Genomic DNA, 20,390 nt, shown 5'->3' on the forward strand with positions numbered 1-20,390 from the left:
TGCTCGATCTCCGCTCGTGACGATAGGCAAGCCAGAGCGACCGCGGCGATATGATACCAGCTCTCAAAACCAATGATCCGTCATACGCGGGCTTGACCCGCGTATCCATCCTTCAGAAAAACAGTGTCTTTCGCAGTTTGATGGATGGCCGGGTCAAGCCCGGCCATGACGAGTCTGAGTTTCCGAAGCCCGTTATAACAACCCTCACAAAAAGCTGGTCGGATCGATGTCGATCTCGCGCTTGAGATCGCCCGTGGTTTTTGGCGCACGGTCGAGCCAGTCGCGCATCCAGCCGGAGAGGTCGAAGTTTCGCGGCGTCTTGATCAGCAGGCGGAAGCGGTGGCGGCCGCGCAGGAGTGCGACCGGCGCCTCGGCGGGACCGAGCACGCGCACCTGCTCGTCGCGCGGCGCCAGCGCCGCGAGTTTTCGCGCATGGCTTTCGGCAGCGGCGCGATCGGACGCCGAGACGATCAGGCTGGCGAGCCGGCCGAACGGCGGATAGTGCAGGCGCTCGCGCACGGCGATCTCGCTCGCGTAGAAGGCTTCGCGGTCGCCGGCGATCAGGGCGCGCATCACCGGATGCTCCGGCTGATGGGTCTGGATCATCCCGACCCCCTGCCCCTCCTCGCGGCCGGCGCGCCCCGACACCTGATGCAGGAGCTGGAACGTGCGTTCGGCGGCGCGCGGATCGCCGTTGGCGAGGCCGAGATCGGCGTCGACGATGCCGACCAGGTTGAGGCGCGGGAAGTGGTGCCCCTTGGCGACGAGCTGGGTGCCGATGACGATGTCGACCCGGCCCTCCTCGATCGACTTCAGCTCTTCGCGCAGCTTTTCCACACCGGTGAGCAGATCACTCGACATCACCAGCACGCGCGCCTGCGGGAACAGCGTCGCGACCTCCTCTTCGAGTCGCTCGACACCCGGACCGCAGGCCACGAAACTGTCCGCCGCGTCGCAGTTCGGGCACACCGGCGGATGCGGCGTTGAAAATCCGCAGTGGTGGCAGACGAGCTGGCGACGGAAGCGGTGGTCGACCAGCCAGGCGTCGCATTGCGGGCAGGAGAAGCGATAGCCGCAGGCCCGGCACAGGGTCAGCGGCGCGTAACCGCGGCGGTTGAGGAACAGCAGCGCCTGCTGCTTGCGCTCGATGGCGATCCCGACCGCCTCGGCCAGCCGCGGCGCGATCCAGCGGCCGCGCGGCGGGCCTTCGCGGGAGAGGTCGATCGCCTCGACGGCCGGCAGCGCCTGGCCGCCGAAACGCTGCGGCAGCGACAGCCGGCGGTAGCGGCCTTTTCGGGCGTTCACCTCGGTCTCGACCGAGGGCGTCGCCGAGGCCAGCACGATCGGCAGCTTGCCGATATGGGCCCGCACCACCGCCATGTCGCGGGCGTGGTAGCGCACCCCGTCCTCCTGCTTGTAGGCGGGGTCGTGCTCCTCGTCGACGACGATCAGGCCGAGATCCTTGAACGGCAGGAACAGCGCCGAACGGGCGCCGGCCACCACCCTCACCTCGCCCTCGGCGACGCCCTGCCAGATGCGGGCGCGCTTTCGTGGCGAAATCTCCGAATGCCACTCGGCGGGCCTGACGCCGAAGCGCGCGGAAAAACGATCGAGCGACTGCGCCGTCAGGGCGATCTCGGGCATCAGAATGAGGACCTGGCGTTGCAGCCGGATCGCCTCGGCAACGCCCTCGTAATAAACCTCGGTCTTGCCCGAGCCGGTGACGCCGTCCAGCAGCATGGCCGAGTAGCCGCCGGCCCGCACGGCATCGCGCAGCGCGGCGGCGGCGGCCTCCTGCGCAGCCGAGAGATCGGGCCGGAAAAAGTCCGGGTCCGGCTCGCGCGCCACCGGCTCGGGCGGCAGCACCACGGTCTCGAGCGTGCCCTCGTCGATCAGCCCGTCGACCACGCCGGGCGACACGCCGGCCTCCTTGGCGGCCTCGCCCTTGGCCCGCACCAGGCGGTCGGCGAGGAGCGCCAGCACGCGGGCGCGGGCCGGGGTCATGCGCTCGGGCGGCGGGCCGGCGAGCCGCACACCGACGCGCTCGCGCTGCGGGCCGAGCCCCTCCCCCATTCTCAGAGTCATGCGTAAGACCATGCCGCGCGGCGACAGCGTGTAGGCGGCGACCCAGTCGACCAGCTTTCGCAATTCGTCGCGCAAGGGTGGAAAGTCGAGCTTTTCGGCAATGTCCTTGATGCGGTTGTCGAGGCGCGGATCGGGGCTGGCGTTGTCGCCCCACACCACGCCGGTGCATTCGCGCGTCCCCAGCGGCACCCGCACGAGGTCGCCGGGCGCCACGACAAGGTCGGCGGCCGCGTAGGAGTAGGGCTGGTCGAGCGCGAGGGGAACCAGCACGTCGACGATGCGTCGGGCCATGAGGCGAACAATTCCGAGCAGTTAACGAGCGGTGAACGATCGACCTCGATTATGGTCGTGGCGGTCGCGTCGAGCCACCTCCCCCTGGAGGGGGGAGGTCGACCGACCGCAGGTCGGTCGGGTGGGGGTGATCGGCGAAGCCGGCGTTCGGGGCTTCACCCCACCCCGGTGCGCGCTGTCGCGCGCCCCGACCCTCCCCCTCCAGGGGAGGGTAAAGAAGCGCCATCTACGACGAATCGGCGATCATGTAGCATGGACGATCGGAGCCGGGGATGAAGCCGAGGTCAGCGACGCAACCGGAGATCGACCTGCCCTTCGCGGCGCCGGAGGTCTCGGCCGCGATGGCGCACTGGCTCGTGCATCTCGGCGCCGAGCGGCGCATGTCGCCGAAGACCGTCGAGGCCTATGGGCGCGACGCCCGGCAGGTGCTCGCCTTCCTGGCCGAGCATCTGGGCGGCCGGGTGAGCCTTTCGGCCCTCGGCAAGCTCACCACGGCCGACATCCGCGCCTTCATGGCGGCGCGGCGCGCCGACGGCATCGCCGGGCGCTCGCTGATGCGGGCGCTGGCCGGCATGCGCTCCTTCGCCCGCTATCTGGCCCGCGACGGGCTCGCCGAGATCGGCGCCCTCGCCGCCGTGCGGGCCCCCAAAGTCGCCAAGACACTGCCGAAGCCGCTCGCCATCGCCGACGCGCGACGAATCGCCGACGTCGATCTGCGCGCCGGCGAGGACCGCGAGCCGTGGGTGCTGGCCCGCGACGCCGCCGTGCTGTCGCTCCTGTACGGTTCGGGCCTGCGCATCTCCGAGGCGCTGGGGCTGAAGCGCCGCGACGTGCCGGCGCCGGGGGCCGGCGACGTCATCGTGGTCACGGGCAAGGGCAACAAGCGCCGCATGGTGCCGGTGCTGCGCAGCGTGCTGCAGGCGGTCGCCGACTATGTGGCGCTGTGCCCCTACGACCTGCCGGATCTCGGGCCGCTGTTCGTCGGCGCCAAGGGCGGACCGCTGTCGCCGCGCATCATCCAGCTCGTGATGGAGCGGCTGCGCGGCGCGCTGGGCCTCGCCGACAGCGCCACGCCGCATGCGCTGCGCCACTCCTTCGCCACCCACCTCTTGATGCGGGGCGGCGATCTGCGCGCCATCCAGGAGCTGTTGGGCCACGCCTCGTTGTCGACCACCCAGATCTACACCGGCATCGACAGCGAGCGCCTGCTCGAGGTGTATCGCGCCGCCCATCCGCGGCGATAGGGGCCGCGCCGGGCGTTTGCGCGGACGCGGCGCGCGCGATAACGTCCGCCCGTCGGCCCGGGATTGCGCCCGGGTCGCTTCGGATTTTCATCCATGAAGATTGCCAGGCACCGGCTGGAGCTCGCGACCGTCGAGCCCATCGAGATCATCGACGTCACCGAAGAAATCCGGGAGTGGGTCGCGGGGAGCGGGATCCGGAACGGCCTCGTGACCGTGATGTCGCTGCACACCACGGCGCGCGTCAACGTCAACGAGCGCGAGGCGCAGCTCCAGCGCGACATGGTGACGTATCTCAAGCGCATGGTGCCGCGCGACGGCGACTGGCTGCACAATCTGAACACGGTCGACGGCCGCGACAACGCGCATTCGCACCTCATCGGCCTGTTCATCAACGCCTCCGAGACGCTTCCGGTCGCCGACGGCGCGCTGGTGCTGGGCGGCTGGCAGTCGATCTTCTTCATCGAGCTCGACGGCCCGCGCGAGCGCCGCGCCCTCGAGCTGCAGCTCTTGGGAACCGACTGATCCGATGACTCCGGACGACATCGCAGGCTTCTTCGCCGCGCGCAAGAATCTGAACCTCGACGACTATGTCGAGCTCGACTTCGACTTCGAGTGCACGGGCGATCCGCGCGAGGCGGCCGCGCATCTGTGCAGCGAGCAGTCGACGGCGCAGTGGCGCCGCGTCGGCGTCGACGAGGATTTTCGGCCGCGCTTCGCCGCCAAGGTCTTGGATCTCGACGCGACGCCGCGAGAAAAATTCAGCATTCCGGTCGACGGCGTTCCGGACAAGTCGGTTCATGCCTGCCGCGTCACCATCGCGCATCCGCACGGCAATTTCGGCCCGCGGATTCCCAATCTCCTGTCGGCCGTGTGCGGCGAGGGGGCGTTCTTCGCCCCCGGCATTCCACTGATCCGGCTGCAGGACATCCGCTTCCCGGACGTGTATCTCGCTGCCTTCCAGGGTCCGCAGTTCGGTGTCGCCGGACTGCGCCGGCGCCTGCAGGCCTTCGACCGGCCGATCTTCTTCGGCGTCATCAAGCCGAATATCGGGCTGCCGGCCGCGCCCTTCGCCGAGCTCGGCTACCAGAGCTGGCTCGGCGGGCTCGACATCGCCAAGGACGACGAGATGCTGGCCGACATCCCGTGGTGCCCGCTGGCCGAGCGCGCCGCCGCGCTGGGCGAGGCCTGCCGCCGGGCCGAGCGCGAGACCGGGGTGCCGAAGATCTATCTGGCCAACATCACCGACGAGGTCGACCGGCTGGTCGAGTTGCACGATCTCGCCGTCGAGAACGGCGCCGGCGCGCTGCTGGTCAATGCGATGCCGGTCGGCCTCTCCGCCGCCCGGATGCTGCGCAAGCACGCCACCGTGCCGCTGATCGCCCATTTCCCGTTCATCGCCGCCTTCAGCCGGCTCGCCGGCTACGGCATCCATTCGCGGGTGCTGACCCGGCTGCAGCGGCTCGCCGGCTTCGACGTGGTGATCATGCCGGGCTTCGGCCCGCGCATGTTCACGCCGGAGCGCGAGGTGCTGGACTGCGTGCGCGCCTGCCTCGAGCCGATGGGGCCGATCGCGCCGTGCCTGCCGGTGCCGGGCGGCAGCGACTCGGCCGCGACGCTGGAGGGGGTTTATCGGAAGGTCGGCAGCGTCGACTTCGGCTTCGTGCCGGGCCGCGGCGTGTTCGGCCATCCGATGGGGCCGGCCGGGGGTGCCAAGAGCATCCGCCAGGCCTGGGACGCCATCGCGGCGGGCCGCTCGGTCGCCGGCGATGCGGAGAGCCATCCGGAGCTCGCCGCCGCGCTCGCGACCTTCGGCGGACGCTGAACGGGCGGGGGCGCCGGACCTTTATGTCCGGTCTGTGACCTGCCCCTGTGTCCGAAAGTCCCCTTGCGCATTGCCGGTGGCCCGCTACATGGCTGCGGGACGACCATTCAACCCAGCGGGGGAGACAGCATGGGCGGGCCGCACGAGAGTCTGGAGACCCACGAGAACGCCGAGCACGCCGCCGGGCACAACAAGCAGATCGCGCTGCTGATCGCCGTGATCGCGCTGTTCCTGGCGTTCTCCGAGACGCTCGGCAAGAGCGCCCAGACCGAGTCCATCAGCCTCAACATCAAGGCCAGCGACACCTGGAACTTCTTCCAGGCCAAGACGGTGCGGCAGACCGCGATCCGGGCCGCCGCCGAGGCCCTGACGCTGCAAGTCGCGACCGCCCCCAACGAGGAGGCGAAGGTCGCGGTGCAGAAGCAGGTCGACGCCTGGAAGGCGACGGTGGCGCGTTACGAATCCGACCCCAAGGAAGGCGACGGCCGCAAGGAGCTGCGGGCGCATGCCGAGCATCTCGAGCACGAGCGCGATACCGCGCTCGCCCGCTATCACCACTACGAGGTCGCGTCGGCGGCGTTCCAGATCGGCATCGTGCTGTGCTCGGCCGCCGTGATCACCGGCATGATGGCGCTGGCCTTCGTGGCCGGCGGCGTCGGCGTGCTCGGCATCGTGTTCATGGGCATCGGCCTGTTCGCGCCGCACGCCGTGCATATCGTCTGAGGACGGCTGGCAGGCGCCAGGCACCTGAATGCCGGTTCACTCCGCCGCGGCGGGCTGGGGCCGCGGCCCGGGGCGGCGCTGCACGCTGCGGCGCAACCGTCTCACATGGCGAAAAAAGCGGCCGCGCCGGCCGGGTCCCATGAACCAGGCGAGCCGGCGCAGGCGGCGCCTCAGCGGCGCGACGTTCTCGGCGATCCAGGCCCGCACCTCGGCCTTGTAGGGGTCGACGAGACCGTGCGCCCAGGCGAGGCCGCGCATCACCAAGTCGTAGAGGCGGCGGAACCAGGACAACTGCAGCAGCTTCGGCCGGGTGAGGTCGAAGATGAAGGCGCTGACACCGACGCCCATCACCTTGGCAAAGCCGAGCACGGCGACGCCACCGACCCAATGGCCGTGCGAAAACATCCACAGGCCGAGGAACTTCAGCGGCAGCAGCAGCACGACCGGGACCAGGAACACCAGCAGGGTCGGATAGGGCGGCAACGCCGCGATGGCGGCGGCGAGCTTTGCCCGCAGCGCCGGCCAGGCGATCCAGGCGACCACCCGGGCGACCAGCGGCCGCACATGCTCCCACAGCCATGCCTCGAACAAGAAGAGGATGGCGAGCAGGATCCAGAACGGGCGGGCGAAGCGGCGCATAGTGGTGAGTATATGGGGGCGCCGGGCCGGTTCACACCAGGGGCATGCCTGAGGCGCCATCCGAACCGGCCGCGGTTCAGCCTCTCCATCGTCGTGCTCCGCGAAGGCGGAGCACCCAGTAACCCCGGCGCGGATTTGCCGCACCACCATCGCCGAGCGTACTGGGTCGTCCGCATGCGCGGACGACGACGATTCGCCGGCGCTGTGCCGCCCCGTCAGGCGCGTCCCTCACATGTGAATCGCGCGCTTCTCCACCGCCAGCGCGGCTTCCTTGACGGCCTCGGGGAGCGTCGGGTGGGCGTGGCAGGTGCGGGCGATGTCTTCCGACGAGGCGCCGAACTCCATCGCCACGGCGGCCTCGGCGATCATGGTGCCGGCATCGGCGCCGAGGATGTGGACACCGAGCACGCGGTCGGTCTTGGCATCGGCGAGGATCTTCACGAAGCCGTCGGTCTGCCGGTTCACCTTGGCGCGGCCGTTCGCCGTGAACGGGAATTTCCCGACATTGTAGGCGATGCCGGCGGCCTTCAGCTCCTCCTCGGTCTTGCCGACCGTGGCGAGCTCCGGCGCCGTGTAGACGACGCCCGGAATCACGTCGTAGTTCACGTGGCCGGCTTTTCCCGCGAGGATCTCGGCGACCGCGACGCCCTCGTCCTCGGCCTTGTGGGCCAGCATCGGCCCGGCGATGACGTCGCCGATGGCGTAGATGCCCGGCACGTTGGTGGCGAAATGCGCGTCCGTGACCACGCGGCCGCGCGGGTCCAAAGCGATACCGACGCCCTCCAAACCGAGCCCCTCCGTGTAGGGCACGCGGCCGATGGCGATCAGCGCCACATCGCAATCGATCGTGGCCGGCTCGCCGCCGGCCGCCGGCTCGACGGCAGCGACCAGGCGCGCGCCCGACGAGTCGATGCCCGTCACCTTGGTAGAGAGGCGGAAGGCGAAGCCCTGCTTCTGCAGGATGCGCTGGAACTGCTTGGCGACGTCGAGATCGATGCCGGGCACGATGCGGTCCAGAAACTCGACCACCTCGACCTCGGCGCCGAGGCGGCGCCACACCGAGCCGAGCTCCAGCCCGATCACGCCGGCGCCGACCACCAGAAGCTTCTTCGGCACCTTGGGCAGCGCGAGCGCGCCGGTCGACGAGACGATGCGGGTCTCGTCGATGGTGACGCCCTTGAGCGGCGCGACATCGGAGCCGGTGGCGATCACGATCGCCTTGGTGTCGAGCGTGGTGGTACCCCCCTCGCCCGTCACCTCGATCTTGCCGGGCGCCGCGATACGGCCGGTGCCGACATGCACGTCGATCTTGTTCTTCTTCATCAGGAACTCGACGCCCTTGACGTTGCCGTCGACGCCGTCGTCCTTGAACGCCATCATGGCGGCGAGGTCGAGCTTCGGCTTGCCGACCCTGATGCCCATGCCCTCGAAGGCGTGGCCGGCCTCGTCGAACAGCTCGGAGGCGTGCAGCAGCGCCTTCGACGGAATGCAGCCGATGTTGAGGCAGGTGCCGCCGAGCGTCTTGCGCTTCTCGACGACGGCCGTCTTGAGGCCGAGCTGGGCGGCCCGAATGGCGCAGACATAGCCGCCGGGGCCGGTGCCGATGACGACGAGATCATAAGTGGACATCGTGAGGTTCCGTTCGGGGATGGATCAGAAGACGAGGGCCGCGAGCATCAGGCCGAGCCCGACGAGCGCGGCGAGCCAAGCGACGGAGCGCACCTTCGGCACGCCGGCGAGATAGAGCGGCACATAGACGACGCGCGCCCAGAACCACAGATGCGCGCCGACGAGCCCGAGCCCGCCGGTGCGGCCCGTGACGGCGAGCGCCAGTGCCAGAGCCACGAAGGCCGGATAGGTCTCGAGATAATTCTTCAGCGCCCGCTCGGCGCGGCCGGCGAGCACGCCGGTCGGCTTGCGACCGTCGTCACGCGGACCGGCATTCCAGTCGCCGCCGAGCTCCTTGGTCATGGTGCCGGACTGCACGAAGATCTGCACGACCAGCAGCACGACGCTGGCAGCGAGGAGAAGCAGCTCGGTCGGAACGGGGGGTGCGGTCAAATCAGTGGCTCCGTTGCAGGGCGACGCGAACGCCGAGCGCGATCAGCATCAGGCCGGTCGCGCGGTTGAACCAGCGGCCAACCCGTGCGAAGGCGGCGCGCGCCGTCCCGGTGGTGAGGAACAGCGCGACGATCGAAAACCAGCCGGCCAGAACCAGCGCCATCGCGAGGCCGTAGCCGAGCTGCAGCATCAGCGGCGTCGACGGCGACACGATGGTGGAGAACAGCGAGACGAAGAACAGCGTCGCCTTGGGATTGAGCAGATTGGTCAACGCGCCGATCGCCAGCGAGCGATGCAGCGGACGCGCCGCCGGATCTGTCGCGCCCGGATCCGGCAGCACGGGCGCGGGTGCGCGAAAACTCTTCACCCCGAGCCAGACCAGATAGGCGGCGCCGGCCCATTTGACGATCGTGAAGACGACGATCGAATGGGCGACGATCAGGCCGATGCCCAGCACCGTGTAGCCGACGTGAACCAGGATCGCCGAGCCGACGCCGATCGCGGCCGCGAGGCCGGCGCGGCGCCCATGCGCGACGCTCTCGCGCATCACGCAGGCGAAGTCGGCGCCGGGTGTCACCGCCGCGACCAGGAACACCGTCATCAGGGAGAGGAATTCGGCCGTGTGGGACATTCCATGCTCTTGGGCGTCGCTGTCCGGCGCCCGATGCCGGCAAGCCCGGGGCCGGCTCAGCGGTCCGGTCTGGCCTTGATTGCTTCGAGAATGACCTGCGTGTTGGTGGCCAGCGTTTGGAATACCTGGTCGAACCGCGCATCGACGGCCCGGAAGCCGTTGTCGACCTTGGTTTCGAGGTGATCGACCTTGTCCTCCAAACGTTCGACCCGGCCGTCCAGCGAATCGACCTTACCGTCCAACGAATCGACCTTGGCTTCCACCCGGGCGAGCCGATCCTGCATCTGGACCTGCTCGCTTTCGACCCGGAGCTGGTCCGAGCGCACCTGGCGGAGGTCGGACTGCATCTGCCGGATCTGCTCGCCGAGAAAACGCAAGTCGACGTTGTCGGTCATGGCCGAGCCCTTCGAACCTGTGCCTCACCACTGCGATCGTATATCACGAATCGCCGCGGCTGCGCGACCGGTGCGTGCAGAACCGACACCGACACGCGGCGATCACAGATCGAGCACGAGCCGGGCCGGATCCTCCAGGCACTCCTTGACGCGGACCAGGAACGTCACGGCTTCCTTGCCGTCGACGACGCGGTGGTCGTAGGAGAGCGCCAGATACATCATCGGCCGGATCTCGATCTTGCCGGCGACCACGACGGGCCGCTCCTGGGTCTTGTGCATGCCCAGAATGCCGGACTGCGGCGCGTTGAGGATCGGGGTCGACATCAGCGAGCCGTAGACGCCGCCGTTGGAGATCGTGAAGGTGCCGCCCTGCATCTCGTCGATCTTGAGCTGGCCGTCGCGGGCCCGGCGGCCGAAATCGGCGATCGTCTTCTCGATCTCGGCGAGCGTCTTGCTCTGGCAGTCGCGCACCACCGGCACGACGAGGCCGCGCTCGGTGCCGACGGCGACGCCGATGTGATAATAGTTCTTGTAGATCATGTCGACGCCGTCGATCTCGGCATTGACGGCCGGCACCTCGCGCAGCGCCTGCACGCAGGCGCGGGTGAAGAAGCCCATGAAGCCGAGCTTCACGCGGTGCTTCTTCTCGAACAGCTCCTTGTACTGGTTGCGCATCGCGATCACGGCGCTCATGTCGACCTCGTTGAAGGTCGTCAGCATGGCGGCGTTGTTCTGCGCGTCCTTGAGACGCCGCGCGATGGTCTGGCGCAGCTTGGTCATGCGCACGCGCTCCTCGCGCGCGGCATCGTCGGCGGGCGAGGGGGCGCGCACCTGCACGGCGGCGGCGGCGACCTGCGACACCGGGGGCGGCGCCGCGGCGACGCGCTCGATGGCGGCCAGCATGTCGCCTTTGGTCACCCGGCCGTCCTTGCCGGAGCCCTCGACACCGGCGGCGACGACGCCGCTCTCGGCCTCGATGCGGCGCACCGACGGCGCGAGCGCCGCGCTGGCCTTGGTCGGCGGGGCCGGCGCGGGCGCAGGTGCCGCAGGCGGTGCGGCAGGCTTGGCGGCGGGCTTTTCAGCCTTCGGGGCCGGTGCTGCCCCACCGGCGCCCTCGGCGATCTGGCCGAGCAGGGCGCCGACCGCGACCGTCTGTCCGTCCGCGGCGACGATTTCGGACAGCACCCCGGCGGCGGGTGCCGGCACCTCGATGGTCACCTTGTCGGTCTCGAGCTCGACCAGCGGCTCGTCGACGGTGACGGGGTCGCCCGCCTTCTTGAACCAGCGGCCGATCGTGGCCTCGGTCACGGATTCGCCCAGCGTGGGCACGCGGATGTCAACCATCGTCTTTGTCCAAGCGGATCAGGCGGCGAACCAGAAGGGACGGCGCGGATCGGGGTTCGGTCGGGGGGCGGGAGTGGCCGGGCACGGGTCCGGCCATGACGCTGCGGTACGAAGCAAGAGCCATGGCGCTCAGCCCAGGGCGTCGTCCAGGAACGCCTTGAGCTGCGCCAGGTGTTTCGACATCAGGCCGGTCGCGGTTGCGGCGGAGGGCGGGCGCCCGACATAGCGCGGCCGCCGGAACTCGCCGCCGACCTGGTTCATCGCCCATTCGAGATAGGGCTCGACGAAGCTCCACGACCCCATGTTGCGCGGCTCTTCCTGGCACCACACCACCTCGGCGTTCTTGAAGCGGGCGAGGCGGGCCAGCAAGGCCTTGGTCGGGAACGGATAGAGCTGCTCGACCCGCAGCAGATAGACGTCGTCGACGCCGCGCTTCTCGCGCTCCTCGTAGAGGTCGTAATAGACCTTGCCGGTGCACAGCACGATGCGGCGGATCTTGCGGTCGGGCGAAAGCCGCATGTGGTCGCCGTGACGCGCTTCGGCGTCGTCCGGCAGCAGCCGGTGGAACGACGTGCCGGCCGCCATGTCCTCCAGCCGCGACACCGCCCGCTTGTGGCGCAGCAGGCTCTTCGGCGTCATCAGGATCAGCGGCTTGCGGAAGTCGCGCTTGAGCTGGCGGCGCAGGATGTGGAAGTAGTTCGCCGGCGTCGAGCAGTAAGCGACCTGCATGTTGTCCTCGGCGCACATCTGCAGATAGCGCTCGAGGCGGGCCGAGGAGTGCTCCGGCCCCTGGCCCTCGTAGCCGTGCGGCAGCAGGCAGACCAGACCCGACATGCGCAGCCACTTGCGCTCGCCCGACGACAGGAACTGGTCGAACACCACCTGGGCGCCGTTGGCGAAGTCGCCGAACTGCGCCTCCCACAGCACCAGCGCATTGGGCTCGGCGAGCGAGTAGCCGTACTCGAAGCCGAGCACCGCCTCCTCGGACAGCATCGAGTTGATCACCTCGAAGCGGGACTGGCCGGGTTTCACGTAGTTGTAGGGCGTGTGGCGGTTCTCGGTCTCCTGGTCGATCAGCACCGCGTGGCGCTGCGAGAAGGTGCCGCGCTCGGAATCCTGACCGGACAGGCGGACCGGATGGCCATCGCTCAGCAGGGTGCAGAATGACAGCGCCTCGGCGGTCGCCCAGTCGATGCCCTCGCCGGTCTCGATCGCCTTGCGGCGGCCGTCGAGGAAGCGCTGGATGGTGCGGTGGACCTGGAAGCCCTGCGGCACCGAGGTGATCTTCTCGCCGATGTCGCGGAGCTGCTCGATCGGCACGCCGGTGTTGCCGCGCCGGGGATCGTCGCTCGGCGAGGCCACCTTCATGCCGGCCCAGCGGCCGTCCAGCCAGTCGGCCTTGTTGGCCTTGTAGCCGTGGCTGGCGTCGAACTCGGCATCGAGCCGGGCCCGCCAGTCGGCCCTCATCTTCTCGACCTCGCCGTCGGTGACGATGCCCTCGGCGAACAGCTTCTTCGAGTAGATCTCCAGCGTCGACTCGTGCGAGCGGATCTTCTTGTACATCAGCGGCTGGGTGAACGACGGCTCGTCGCCCTCGTTGTGCCCGTAGCGCCGGTAGCAGAACATGTCGATGACGACCGGCTTCTGGAACTTCTGCCGGAACTCGGTCGCCACCTTGGCGGCGAACACCACCGACTCCGGATCGTCGCCGTTGGCGTGGAAGATCGGCGCCTCGATCATCTTGGCCGTGTCGGACGGATAGGGCGACGAGCGCGAGTAGCGCGGATAGGTGGTGAAGCCGATCTGATTGTTGACGATGAAGTGGATCGAGCCGCCGGTGCGGTGGCCGCGCAGGCCCGACAGGCCGAAGCACTCCGCCACCACGCCCTGCCCCGCGAACGAGGCGTCGCCGGAAATCAACAGCGGCATGACGACGGTGCGGTCCTCGGTGGTGCAGCCGTGCTGGTCCTGCTTGGCGCGGGTCTTGCCGAGCACCACCGGGTTGACGATCTCGAGATGCGACGGGTTGGCGGTCAGCGACAGATGCACGTTGTTGCCGTCGAACTCGCGGTCGGAGGAGGCGCCGAGGTGATACTTGACGTCGCCCGAGCCCTCCACCTCGTCGGGCGTGAACGAGCCGCCCTTGAACTCGTGGAAGATGGCGCGGTGCGGCTTCGCCATCACCTGGGCCAGCACGTTGAGCCGGCCGCGATGCGCCATGCCGATGGCGATCTCCTTCACGCCGAGCGCGCCGCCACGCTTGATGATCTGCTCGAGCGCCGGGATCATCGATTCGCTGCCGTCGAGGCCGAACCGCTTGGTGCCGGTGAACTTGACGTCGCAGAACTTCTCGAAGCCCTCGGACTCGACCAGCTTGTTGAGGATCGCGCGCTTGCCCTCGCGGGTGAAGTGGATCTCCTTGTCGGGCCCCTCGATGCGCTCCTGCAGCCAAGCCTTCTGGGCCGGGTCGGTGATGTGCATGAACTCGACGCCGAGCGTCTGGCAGTAGGTGCGCTTCAGGATCGCGATGATCTGGCGCAGCGTGCCGAACTCGAGCCCGAGGACGCGGTCGAGGAAGATGCGGCGGTCGAAGTCGGCCGGGCCGAAGCCGTAGCTCCTGGGATCGAGCTCCTCGTGGTCCTTGATCGACTCGAGGCCGAGCGGATCGAGATCGGCATGCAGATGGCCGCGCATCCGGTAGGCGCGGATCAGCATCAGGGCGTGCAAGCTGTCGCGTGTCGCCTGCTGGACATCGGCGACCGAGAGGTCGACGCCGAACTGGTTCGCCTTGGCCGAGAACCGGTCGTGCAACCGGGTCGCCGCCTCCTCGACCTCGGTGTCGAAGATCCGGATCGGCCCCTCCTCGACGACCGGCCAGTGCGCCTCCTTCCAGGAGGCGCCGCGCGAGGAGCGCGCCACGTCGGTCGGGCTGTCCTTGAGACCCTGGAAGAACACCCGCCACTCGGTGTCGACGGCTTTGGGGTCGGCCTCGTAGCGGGCGTAGAGGTCCTCGATATAGGCGGCGTTGCCACCATTGAGAAACGACGTGAGGGCGAATTGAGCGTTCGCGTCTTGGCGGGACATGAACGAGTCCTGATCGCGGGGCAGGGCCCCTGGGGGGAGCGGGAGCGAGCCGGCCGGCCCGTGAACCACCGCGGCCGGACGCTCTATTTAGGCGTCTTGCCGCGCCGCCACAATCATTTCATGCGAAGAATCGGGTTAGGATTGAACACGAGTTCATCGGCCGCTGACACCCAGCCGATGCCGACACGCCGCGGGCCGCCGCACCTCGCGGCTATGCACAGTGCCGGTAACCCGCGGTGGGACACTCGACATGAAAAGAGCGCCGTGACGGGTCACGGCGCTCTTCTTTGTGCGTGGGGCGCAGGCGGTCCCGGCGGTGGCCGGGACACTGGCCGACCGCGTCAGCCCTTCAGCAGCGCGGCCAGCGTGGTGCCGAGCCGGGCCGGGGACGGCGACACCGTGATGCCGCAGGCCTCCATGGTGGCGATCTTGGAGTCGGCATCGCCCTTGCCGCCCGAGATGATGGCGCCGGCATGGCCCATGCGGCGGCCGGGCGGGGCGGTGCGGCCGGCGATGAAGCCGACCACCGGCTTCTTTCGACCGCGCTTGGCCTCGTCGGCCAGGAACTGGGCGGCCTCCTCCTCGGCCGAGCCGCCGATCTCGCCGATCATGACGATCGACTTGGTCTTCTCGTCGGCCAGGAACATCTCCAGCAGGTCGATGAACTCGGTGCCCTTGACCGGGTCACCGCCGATGCCGACCGCGGTCGTCTGGCCGAGGCCGACCTGGGTGGTCTGGAACACCGCCTCGTAGGTCAGCGTGCCGGAGCGCGATACGATGCCGACCGAGCCGGGCTTGAAGATGTTGCCCGGCATGATGCCGATCTTGCACTCGTCGGCCGTCATCACGCCCGGACAGTTCGGGCCGATCAGGCGCGACTTGGAGCCCTCGAGCGCCCGCTTCACCCGCACCATGTCGAGCACCGGGATGCCTTCGGTGATGCAGACGATCAGCGGGATCTCGGCCTGGATCGCCTCGCAGATCGCGTCGGCGGCGCCGGGCGGCGGCACGTAGATGACGGAAGCGCCAGCCCCGGTCTTCTCCTTCGCCTCGGCGACGGTTTCGAACACCGGCAGGCCGAGATGGGTCGAGCCGCCTTTGCCGGGCGAGGTTCCGCCGACCATCTTGGTCCCGTAGGCGATCGCCGCCTCCGAGTGGAAGGTGCCGTTCTTGCCGGTGAAGCCCTGGCAGATGACCTTGGTGTTGCGGTCGATCAGGATGGACATCAGACGGCTCCCTTCACGGCCTTGACGATCTTCTGGGCGGCGTCGTCGAGGTCGTCGGCCGACACGACGTTGAGACCCGACTCGGCGATGATCTTCTTGCCGAGGTCGACATTGGTGCCTTCCAGCCGCACCACCAGCGGCACCGGCAGCCCGACCTCCTTGACGGCCTCGACGACGCCGGCCGCGATCACGTCGCAGCGCATGATGCCGCCGAAGATGTTGATCAGGATGCCCTTCACGTTGGGATCGGCCGTGATGATCTTGAACGCCGCCGTCACCCTGTCCTTGCTGGCGCCGCCGCCGACATCGAGGAAGTTGGCCGGCGACTCGCCGTACAGCTTGATGATGTCCATGGTCGCCATGGCGAGGCCGGCGCCGTTGACCATGCAGCCGATCGTGCCGTCCAGCGCGATGTAGTTGAGGTCGTGCTTGGAGGCCTCGATCTCCTTCTCGTCCTCCTCGGTCAGGTCGCGCAGCGCGACGATGTCCGGGTGGCGATAGAGGGCATTGGAGTCGAAGCTGATCTTGGCGTCGAGGCAGACGAGCTGGCCGGACTTGGTGACCACCAGCGGGTTGACCTCGAGCATGCTCATGTCCTTGGCCAGGAACGCCTCGTAGAGCTTGGCCACCAGGCTCTCGGCCTGCTTGGCGAGATCGCCCTTGAGGCCCAGCGCCTGGGCGATGCGGCGGCCATGGTGCGGCATCACGCCGGTCGCCGGATCGACCGAGAACGAGATGATCTTTTCGGGAGTCTCGGCGGCGACATGCTCGATGTCCATGCCGCCTTCGGTCGACACCACGAACGACACCCGCCCGGTGCCGCGGTCGACCAGCGCCGACAGGTAGAACTCCTTGTCGATCGCCGAGCCTTCCTCGATGTAGAGGCGGTGCACCTCTTTTCCACGCGCCCCCGTCTGGTGGGTGACCAGGATCGAGCCGAGCAGGCGCTTGGCCTCCCTCTCGACGTCCTCGACCGACTTCACCACCTTGACGCCGCCGGCCTTGCCGCGGCCGCCCGCATGGATCTGCGCCTTGACGACCGTCACGGCCGAGGCGAGCTCGCGCGCCGCCTTGACGGCCTCCTCGACCGAGAAGGCCGCGATCCCGCGCGGTGTCGGAACGCCGAATTCCCGCAACACGGCCTTGGCCTGGTATTCGTGAATGTTCATGCCCACACCTCGCTCGTGTCCGGCGGCGCCGGACGGCGTTGCCACGATCGGTCTACCATCCGGAGCGCCGCGGCCATGAGCCGGGCGCTCCGACGTCGCTGTGAAGCTTGTCGTCGCGGCCGGGCCGCGTCAGGCCGCGAGGTCGGGCGCGATCTTCTTGCAGGCGTCGATCAGGCCCTTGACCGCCTCGGCCGACTTGTCGAAGGCGGCACGATCGGCCCCGGCGAGCTCGATCTCGACGATGCGCTCGACGCCCTTGGCGCCGATCACCACCGGGATGCCCACATAGGTGTCCTTCAGGCCGTACTCGCCGTTGAGATAGGCGGCGCAGGGCACGACCCGCTTCTTGTCGCGCAGATAGCTCTCGGCCATGGCGATGGCCGAGGCGGCGGGCGCGTAGAAGGCCGAGCCGGTCTTCAGCAGGTTGACGATCTCGGCGCCGCCGTTGCGGGTGCGGTCGACGATGGCGTCGAGACGCGCCTGCGTGGTCCAGCCCATCTTGATCAGATCGGGCAGCGGAATGCCGGCGACCGTCGAGTACTTGATCAGCGGCACCATGGTGTCGCCGTGCCCGCCCAGCACGAAGGCCGTGACGTCCTCGACCGAGACGTTGAACTCGTCGGCCAGGAAGTAGCGGAAGCGCGACGAGTCGAGCACGCCGGCCATGCCGACCACCATCTGCTTCGGCAGGCCGCTGTACTTCTGCAGCGCCCACACCATGGCGTCGAGCGGGTTGGTGATGCAGATCACGAAGGCGCCCGGCGCGTATTTGCGGATGCCGGAGCCGACCTGCTCCATGACCTTGAGGTTGATGCCGAGCAGGTCGTCGCGGCTCATGCCGGGCTTGCGCGGCACCCCGGCCGTGACGACGCACACCGCGGCGCCCTCGAGCGCCTCGTAGGAGTTGGCGCCGGCATAGCGGGCGTCGAAACCGTCGACCGGCGAGGACTGAGCGATGTCCAGGGCCTTGCCCTGGGGGATCCCTTCGGCGATGTCGAACATCACGACGTCGCCGAGCTCCTTGAGGCCGATCAAATGGGCCAGTGTGCCACCGATCTGACCCGCGCCGATCAACGCGATTTTTTGCCGTGCCATAGTGGGGGAGTCCTCGACCTGGATGTCCGGTGGGGGTTTTGGGTGTTAACGCGTTCCCGCGGTGCGTTCAAGTCGCGCCGGCAAGTCGCGCCGGTCCTCGTGATCGTCGCCTCGCCGCGAGCCGAAGCGGTCGACGCGACGGCGCCGAAAGAGACCGGTCGACAGTTCGCCCGGCACCGGCGAGGCCGGCCCGGCGAGGCTGCGGAATTTGGCCGCTCATGTCTCGACCAGCCCGGCGGTGTCGCCCGACTGGCCGGCGCGTCGCCCGTGCGGCAGCTCCAGATAGGACTCCGACGCCATCTCGATCAGCCGCGAGGCGGTCCGCTTGAACTCGTTCGCCTCGTAGCCGACGGTGGCGAGATAGAGCCCCTCGGGCTCGGCCTCGGCCGAGGCGACCAGCTTCACGCCTTGGTCGTAGAGCGTGTCGATCAGGGCGATGAACCGCTTGGCCTCGTTGCGCTTGGGGAAGTCCATCACCGGCACGTGGTCGAGCACGATGGTGTGGAACTCGCGGGCGATGCGCAGATAGTCGGAGGCGCCGAGCGGCTGCTCGCACAGGGCGTGGAACGAGAACCGCGCCGCCCCCATGCCGGAGCGGGGCACCCGCAGCACGCGGCCCTTCGCCGTGATGGTGTGGTCGGCGGTCTCGTGACCGTGGGTGAGGCGCCGCCAGGCATCGTCGAGCTCGGCATCGGCGCGGGCGTCGGCCGGCGTGTGCCAGACCGGCACGCCGGCGAGCTTTTCGCGGCGATAGTCGGTGCGGGCGTCGAGCCGCAGCACCTCCATGTGCTCCTCGAGCAGGCCGATGAAGGGCAAGAACAGGGCCCGGTTGAGCCCGTCCTTGTAAAGATCGCCGGGCGCCACATTGGAGGTGGCGACCACCACGACGCCGAGCGCGAACAGCCGGGTGAACAGCCGCCCCAGGATCATGGCGTCGGCGATGTCGGTGACGTGGAACTCGTCGAAGCACAGGAGCCAGGCCTCGTCTGCGAGATCGCCGGCCGTCAGCGTAATCGGGTCGCCGCCCGGGATGTCGCCGGCCTTGAGGCGGCGCCGATAGACGTGGACGCGCTCGTGCACGTCGGCCATGAACTCGTGGAAATGGGCGCGGCGGCGCCGCTCGACCCGGCTGGTGCCGTAGAACAGGTCCATCAGCATGGTCTTGCCGCGCCCCACCTCGCCATGGAGGTAGAGCCCGCGCACGAACGGCGGCCGCTTGGTGTCGCGGCCGCCGAACAGCCAGCCGAGTGCCGACGACTTCTTGGCGATCCGGTCGGTGATCAGCCGCTCCTGCAATTCGCCGAGCGCCTCGACGATCCGCAGTTGAGCGCGGTCGCGCTCGATCTCTCCGGCGGCGACGAGGGCCGCATATCGCTCGGTAATGGACAAGGCGGGTTTCCGACCGGGGCTGGCACCCTCAGATAGCGGGGGAGGCCGGCGTTCCACAAGCGGATCGTTGGGCTTGGCGCCGGAATGGGCCCCTCTCGGCGGGCTGCCGGCGCCGGTCTTCCGGCTCGGTGCAGGCAAGCCGCGAGGACGGTCCGGTGTTTTGCTGCGGCGCCCACAATCGGCTTTAGACTTTCGTCGAAGTCTTCTCGGATAACGGGAATTTCGTCCGTTTTCTTACGTTGGATCAAATCTCGGTGTCGTCGGCACTGAGATACTGCCCTGGCATTCCAGTTCGACGCCACCATATTGCACTGCACCATAAGCGTATCGCCGGCAACGTCCGGCACAGGAAATTGGGGGAACGTCCGGGGACAGAAGACGCGAACAGCGCAGGAGCCCCGGAATGCAGGTCGTATTTGTCGAAGGTGGATTGATCCGCAAGCTCTGGCCCATGGAGGCGCATGCCTACCGGGACCATCTCTTGCGCCTCGACGCCGACAGCCGTCGCAGCCGCTTCGGGGGCGCCGTCTCGGACGAGATGGTCCGCGCCTATGCGGAAACGCTGAACGCCACCGACACCATCATCCACGGCTTTTTCGTCGACGGAATTCTGCGGGGCGCGGCCGACCTGCGCCTGATGCCCCCGGTGACGAGCCGCGAGGCCGAGGCCGCCTTCAGCGTCGAAAAAAGGTGGCAGAGCCACGGTGTCGGATCGGCGCTGCTGGAGCGCTGCCTGCTGGCCGCACGCAACCGCTCGATCAACCTCATGCACGTCGCCTGCCTGTCCGAGAACCACCGGATGCAGCAGCTCGCCCGCAAGTTCGCAACGGAGTTCTCGTTCGACTTCGGCACCGTGGTCGGCAAGGTTCAGAATCCGCGCCCGACCCCGCTGTCGCTGATCCAGGAGCTCCTCGCCGACGGCCACAGCTTCGCGGCCGCCTGCATCGACCTGCAGTCCCGCCTGCTCAAGCCATCCGGTCCGTCCTCCTCCTCGTCATCGGCGACGTAGCCGCGCCCCTCCTCGGTGCCGGCAGGCCATTGCTGCCGCCTGCCGCGGGGGGCCGACGAAAGCCTGCAGATCCTGCCACATCGGCAATTTCGACCGACCGTCCGGGCGGGCAGCGCCGCCGGCCGGCCCATTGTTTCTTCACGTTTCCAAGCCGAAGGACGTGGTTCGCAATTTGCGTGGCCG

Annotated in this window: 17 protein-coding genes; 5 read left to right on the forward strand and 12 right to left on the reverse strand. The window is 68.6% G+C overall.

The window, feature by feature from the left end:
• Window positions 1-204: 204 nt before the first annotated feature.
• Entirely contained in the window at window positions 205-2,376 is a 2,172-nt protein-coding gene (locus HXX10_RS02365; protein ID WP_296519830.1) for a primosomal protein N', read from the reverse strand.
• A 272-nt stretch (window positions 2,377-2,648) separates the two neighbouring features.
• Here HXX10_RS02365 and HXX10_RS02370 point away from each other — a divergent pair, with 272 nt between their 5' ends.
• The 4 genes from HXX10_RS02370 (at window position 2,649) to HXX10_RS02385 (ending at window position 6,165) form a co-directional block, all read left to right on the forward strand.
• Window positions 2,649-3,620 (forward strand): tyrosine recombinase XerC, encoded by a 972-nt coding sequence (locus HXX10_RS02370; RefSeq protein WP_296519832.1) that lies wholly within the window; start codon window positions 2,649-2,651, stop codon window positions 3,618-3,620.
• A 93-nt stretch (window positions 3,621-3,713) separates the two neighbouring features.
• A complete protein-coding gene (locus HXX10_RS02375; protein ID WP_296519834.1) occupies window positions 3,714-4,142 on the forward strand; it encodes a secondary thiamine-phosphate synthase enzyme YjbQ in 429 nt (142 codons plus the stop codon).
• 4 nt (window positions 4,143-4,146) lie between these two features.
• Window positions 4,147-5,442: a RuBisCO large subunit C-terminal-like domain-containing protein gene (locus HXX10_RS02380; RefSeq protein WP_296519836.1), complete on the forward strand. Its 1,296-nt coding sequence runs from the start codon at window positions 4,147-4,149 to the stop codon at window positions 5,440-5,442.
• 129 nt (window positions 5,443-5,571) lie between these two features.
• Complete coding sequence (locus HXX10_RS02385) at window positions 5,572-6,165, forward strand: DUF4337 domain-containing protein (RefSeq protein ID WP_296519838.1); 594 nt, start codon at window positions 5,572-5,574, stop codon at window positions 6,163-6,165.
• 36 nt (window positions 6,166-6,201) lie between these two features.
• Here HXX10_RS02385 and HXX10_RS02390 read toward each other — a convergent pair whose 3' ends face one another.
• The 11 genes from HXX10_RS02390 to zapE form a co-directional block, all read right to left on the reverse strand.
• Window positions 6,202-6,804 (reverse strand): hypothetical protein, encoded by a 603-nt coding sequence (locus HXX10_RS02390; protein WP_296519840.1) that lies wholly within the window; start codon window positions 6,802-6,804, stop codon window positions 6,202-6,204.
• Window positions 6,805-7,032: 228 nt separating this feature from the next.
• Window positions 7,033-8,433 (reverse strand): dihydrolipoyl dehydrogenase, encoded by a 1,401-nt coding sequence (gene lpdA, locus HXX10_RS02395; RefSeq protein WP_296519841.1) that lies wholly within the window; start codon window positions 8,431-8,433, stop codon window positions 7,033-7,035.
• 24 nt (window positions 8,434-8,457) lie between these two features.
• The gene (locus tag HXX10_RS02400; RefSeq protein WP_296519843.1) at window positions 8,458-8,865 is read right to left on the reverse strand and encodes an MAPEG family protein; all 408 of its coding nucleotides are present in this window, start codon (window positions 8,863-8,865) and stop codon (window positions 8,458-8,460) included.
• Window position 8,866: 1 nt separating this feature from the next.
• A complete protein-coding gene (locus HXX10_RS02405) occupies window positions 8,867-9,496 on the reverse strand; it encodes a LysE family transporter (RefSeq protein ID WP_296519845.1) in 630 nt (209 codons plus the stop codon).
• A 56-nt stretch (window positions 9,497-9,552) separates the two neighbouring features.
• Window positions 9,553-9,891, reverse strand: coding sequence for a hypothetical protein (locus HXX10_RS02410; RefSeq protein WP_296519847.1), 339 nt, complete (start codon window positions 9,889-9,891; stop codon window positions 9,553-9,555).
• 102 nt (window positions 9,892-9,993) lie between these two features.
• On the reverse strand, window positions 9,994-11,235 hold the full coding sequence (gene odhB, locus HXX10_RS02415) for a 2-oxoglutarate dehydrogenase complex dihydrolipoyllysine-residue succinyltransferase (RefSeq protein WP_296519849.1): 1,242 nt from the start codon (window positions 11,233-11,235) through the stop codon (window positions 9,994-9,996).
• Window positions 11,236-11,364: 129 nt separating this feature from the next.
• On the reverse strand, window positions 11,365-14,319 hold the full coding sequence (locus HXX10_RS02420; protein ID WP_296519851.1) for a 2-oxoglutarate dehydrogenase E1 component: 2,955 nt from the start codon (window positions 14,317-14,319) through the stop codon (window positions 11,365-11,367).
• Window positions 14,320-14,660: 341 nt separating this feature from the next.
• On the reverse strand, window positions 14,661-15,545 hold the full coding sequence (gene sucD, locus HXX10_RS02425; protein ID WP_296519853.1) for a succinate--CoA ligase subunit alpha: 885 nt from the start codon (window positions 15,543-15,545) through the stop codon (window positions 14,661-14,663).
• Entirely contained in the window at window positions 15,545-16,714 is a 1,170-nt protein-coding gene (gene sucC / locus HXX10_RS02430) for an ADP-forming succinate--CoA ligase subunit beta (RefSeq protein ID WP_296519855.1), read from the reverse strand. The genes sucD and sucC overlap by 1 nt, the downstream gene beginning before the upstream one ends.
• 129 nt (window positions 16,715-16,843) lie before the next feature.
• A complete protein-coding gene (gene mdh / locus HXX10_RS02435) occupies window positions 16,844-17,809 on the reverse strand; it encodes a malate dehydrogenase (protein ID WP_296519857.1) in 966 nt (321 codons plus the stop codon).
• 216 nt (window positions 17,810-18,025) lie between these two features.
• A complete protein-coding gene (gene zapE / locus HXX10_RS02440; protein ID WP_296519859.1) occupies window positions 18,026-19,198 on the reverse strand; it encodes a cell division protein ZapE in 1,173 nt (390 codons plus the stop codon).
• 403 nt (window positions 19,199-19,601) lie between these two features.
• Here zapE and HXX10_RS02445 point away from each other — a divergent pair, with 403 nt between their 5' ends.
• Window positions 19,602-20,207: a GNAT family N-acetyltransferase gene (locus tag HXX10_RS02445; RefSeq protein ID WP_296519862.1), complete on the forward strand. Its 606-nt coding sequence runs from the start codon at window positions 19,602-19,604 to the stop codon at window positions 20,205-20,207.
• Window positions 20,208-20,390: the final 183 nt, after the last annotated feature.

This window comes from Rhodoplanes sp., assembly GCF_013377085.1.
Classification (GTDB): domain Bacteria; phylum Pseudomonadota; class Alphaproteobacteria; order Rhizobiales; family Xanthobacteraceae; genus Rhodoplanes.

Excerpts from the sequence above, each read along its gene's own strand:
- HXX10_RS02365 (WP_296519830.1), bottom strand. The coding sequence starts at position 2,376 with ATGGCCCGACGCATCGTCGACGTGCTGGTTCCCCTCGCGCTCGACCAG.
- HXX10_RS02370 (WP_296519832.1), top strand. The coding sequence starts at position 2,649 with ATGAAGCCGAGGTCAGCGACGCAACCGGAGATCGACCTGCCCTTCGCG.
- HXX10_RS02375 (WP_296519834.1), top strand. The coding sequence starts at position 3,714 with ATGAAGATTGCCAGGCACCGGCTGGAGCTCGCGACCGTCGAGCCCATC.
- HXX10_RS02380 (WP_296519836.1), top strand. The coding sequence starts at position 4,147 with ATGACTCCGGACGACATCGCAGGCTTCTTCGCCGCGCGCAAGAATCTG.
- HXX10_RS02385 (WP_296519838.1), top strand. The coding sequence starts at position 5,572 with ATGGGCGGGCCGCACGAGAGTCTGGAGACCCACGAGAACGCCGAGCAC.
- HXX10_RS02390 (WP_296519840.1), bottom strand. The coding sequence starts at position 6,804 with ATGCGCCGCTTCGCCCGCCCGTTCTGGATCCTGCTCGCCATCCTCTTC.
- lpdA (WP_296519841.1), bottom strand. The coding sequence starts at position 8,433 with ATGTCCACTTATGATCTCGTCGTCATCGGCACCGGCCCCGGCGGCTAT.
- HXX10_RS02405 (WP_296519845.1), bottom strand. The coding sequence starts at position 9,496 with ATGTCCCACACGGCCGAATTCCTCTCCCTGATGACGGTGTTCCTGGTC.
- HXX10_RS02410 (WP_296519847.1), bottom strand. The coding sequence starts at position 9,891 with ATGACCGACAACGTCGACTTGCGTTTTCTCGGCGAGCAGATCCGGCAG.
- odhB (WP_296519849.1), bottom strand. The coding sequence starts at position 11,235 with ATGGTTGACATCCGCGTGCCCACGCTGGGCGAATCCGTGACCGAGGCC.
- HXX10_RS02420 (WP_296519851.1), bottom strand. The coding sequence starts at position 14,319 with ATGTCCCGCCAAGACGCGAACGCTCAATTCGCCCTCACGTCGTTTCTC.
- sucD (WP_296519853.1), bottom strand. The coding sequence starts at position 15,545 with ATGTCCATCCTGATCGACCGCAACACCAAGGTCATCTGCCAGGGCTTC.
- sucC (WP_296519855.1), bottom strand. The coding sequence starts at position 16,714 with ATGAACATTCACGAATACCAGGCCAAGGCCGTGTTGCGGGAATTCGGC.
- mdh (WP_296519857.1), bottom strand. The coding sequence starts at position 17,809 with ATGGCACGGCAAAAAATCGCGTTGATCGGCGCGGGTCAGATCGGTGGC.
- HXX10_RS02445 (WP_296519862.1), top strand. The coding sequence starts at position 19,602 with ATGCAGGTCGTATTTGTCGAAGGTGGATTGATCCGCAAGCTCTGGCCC.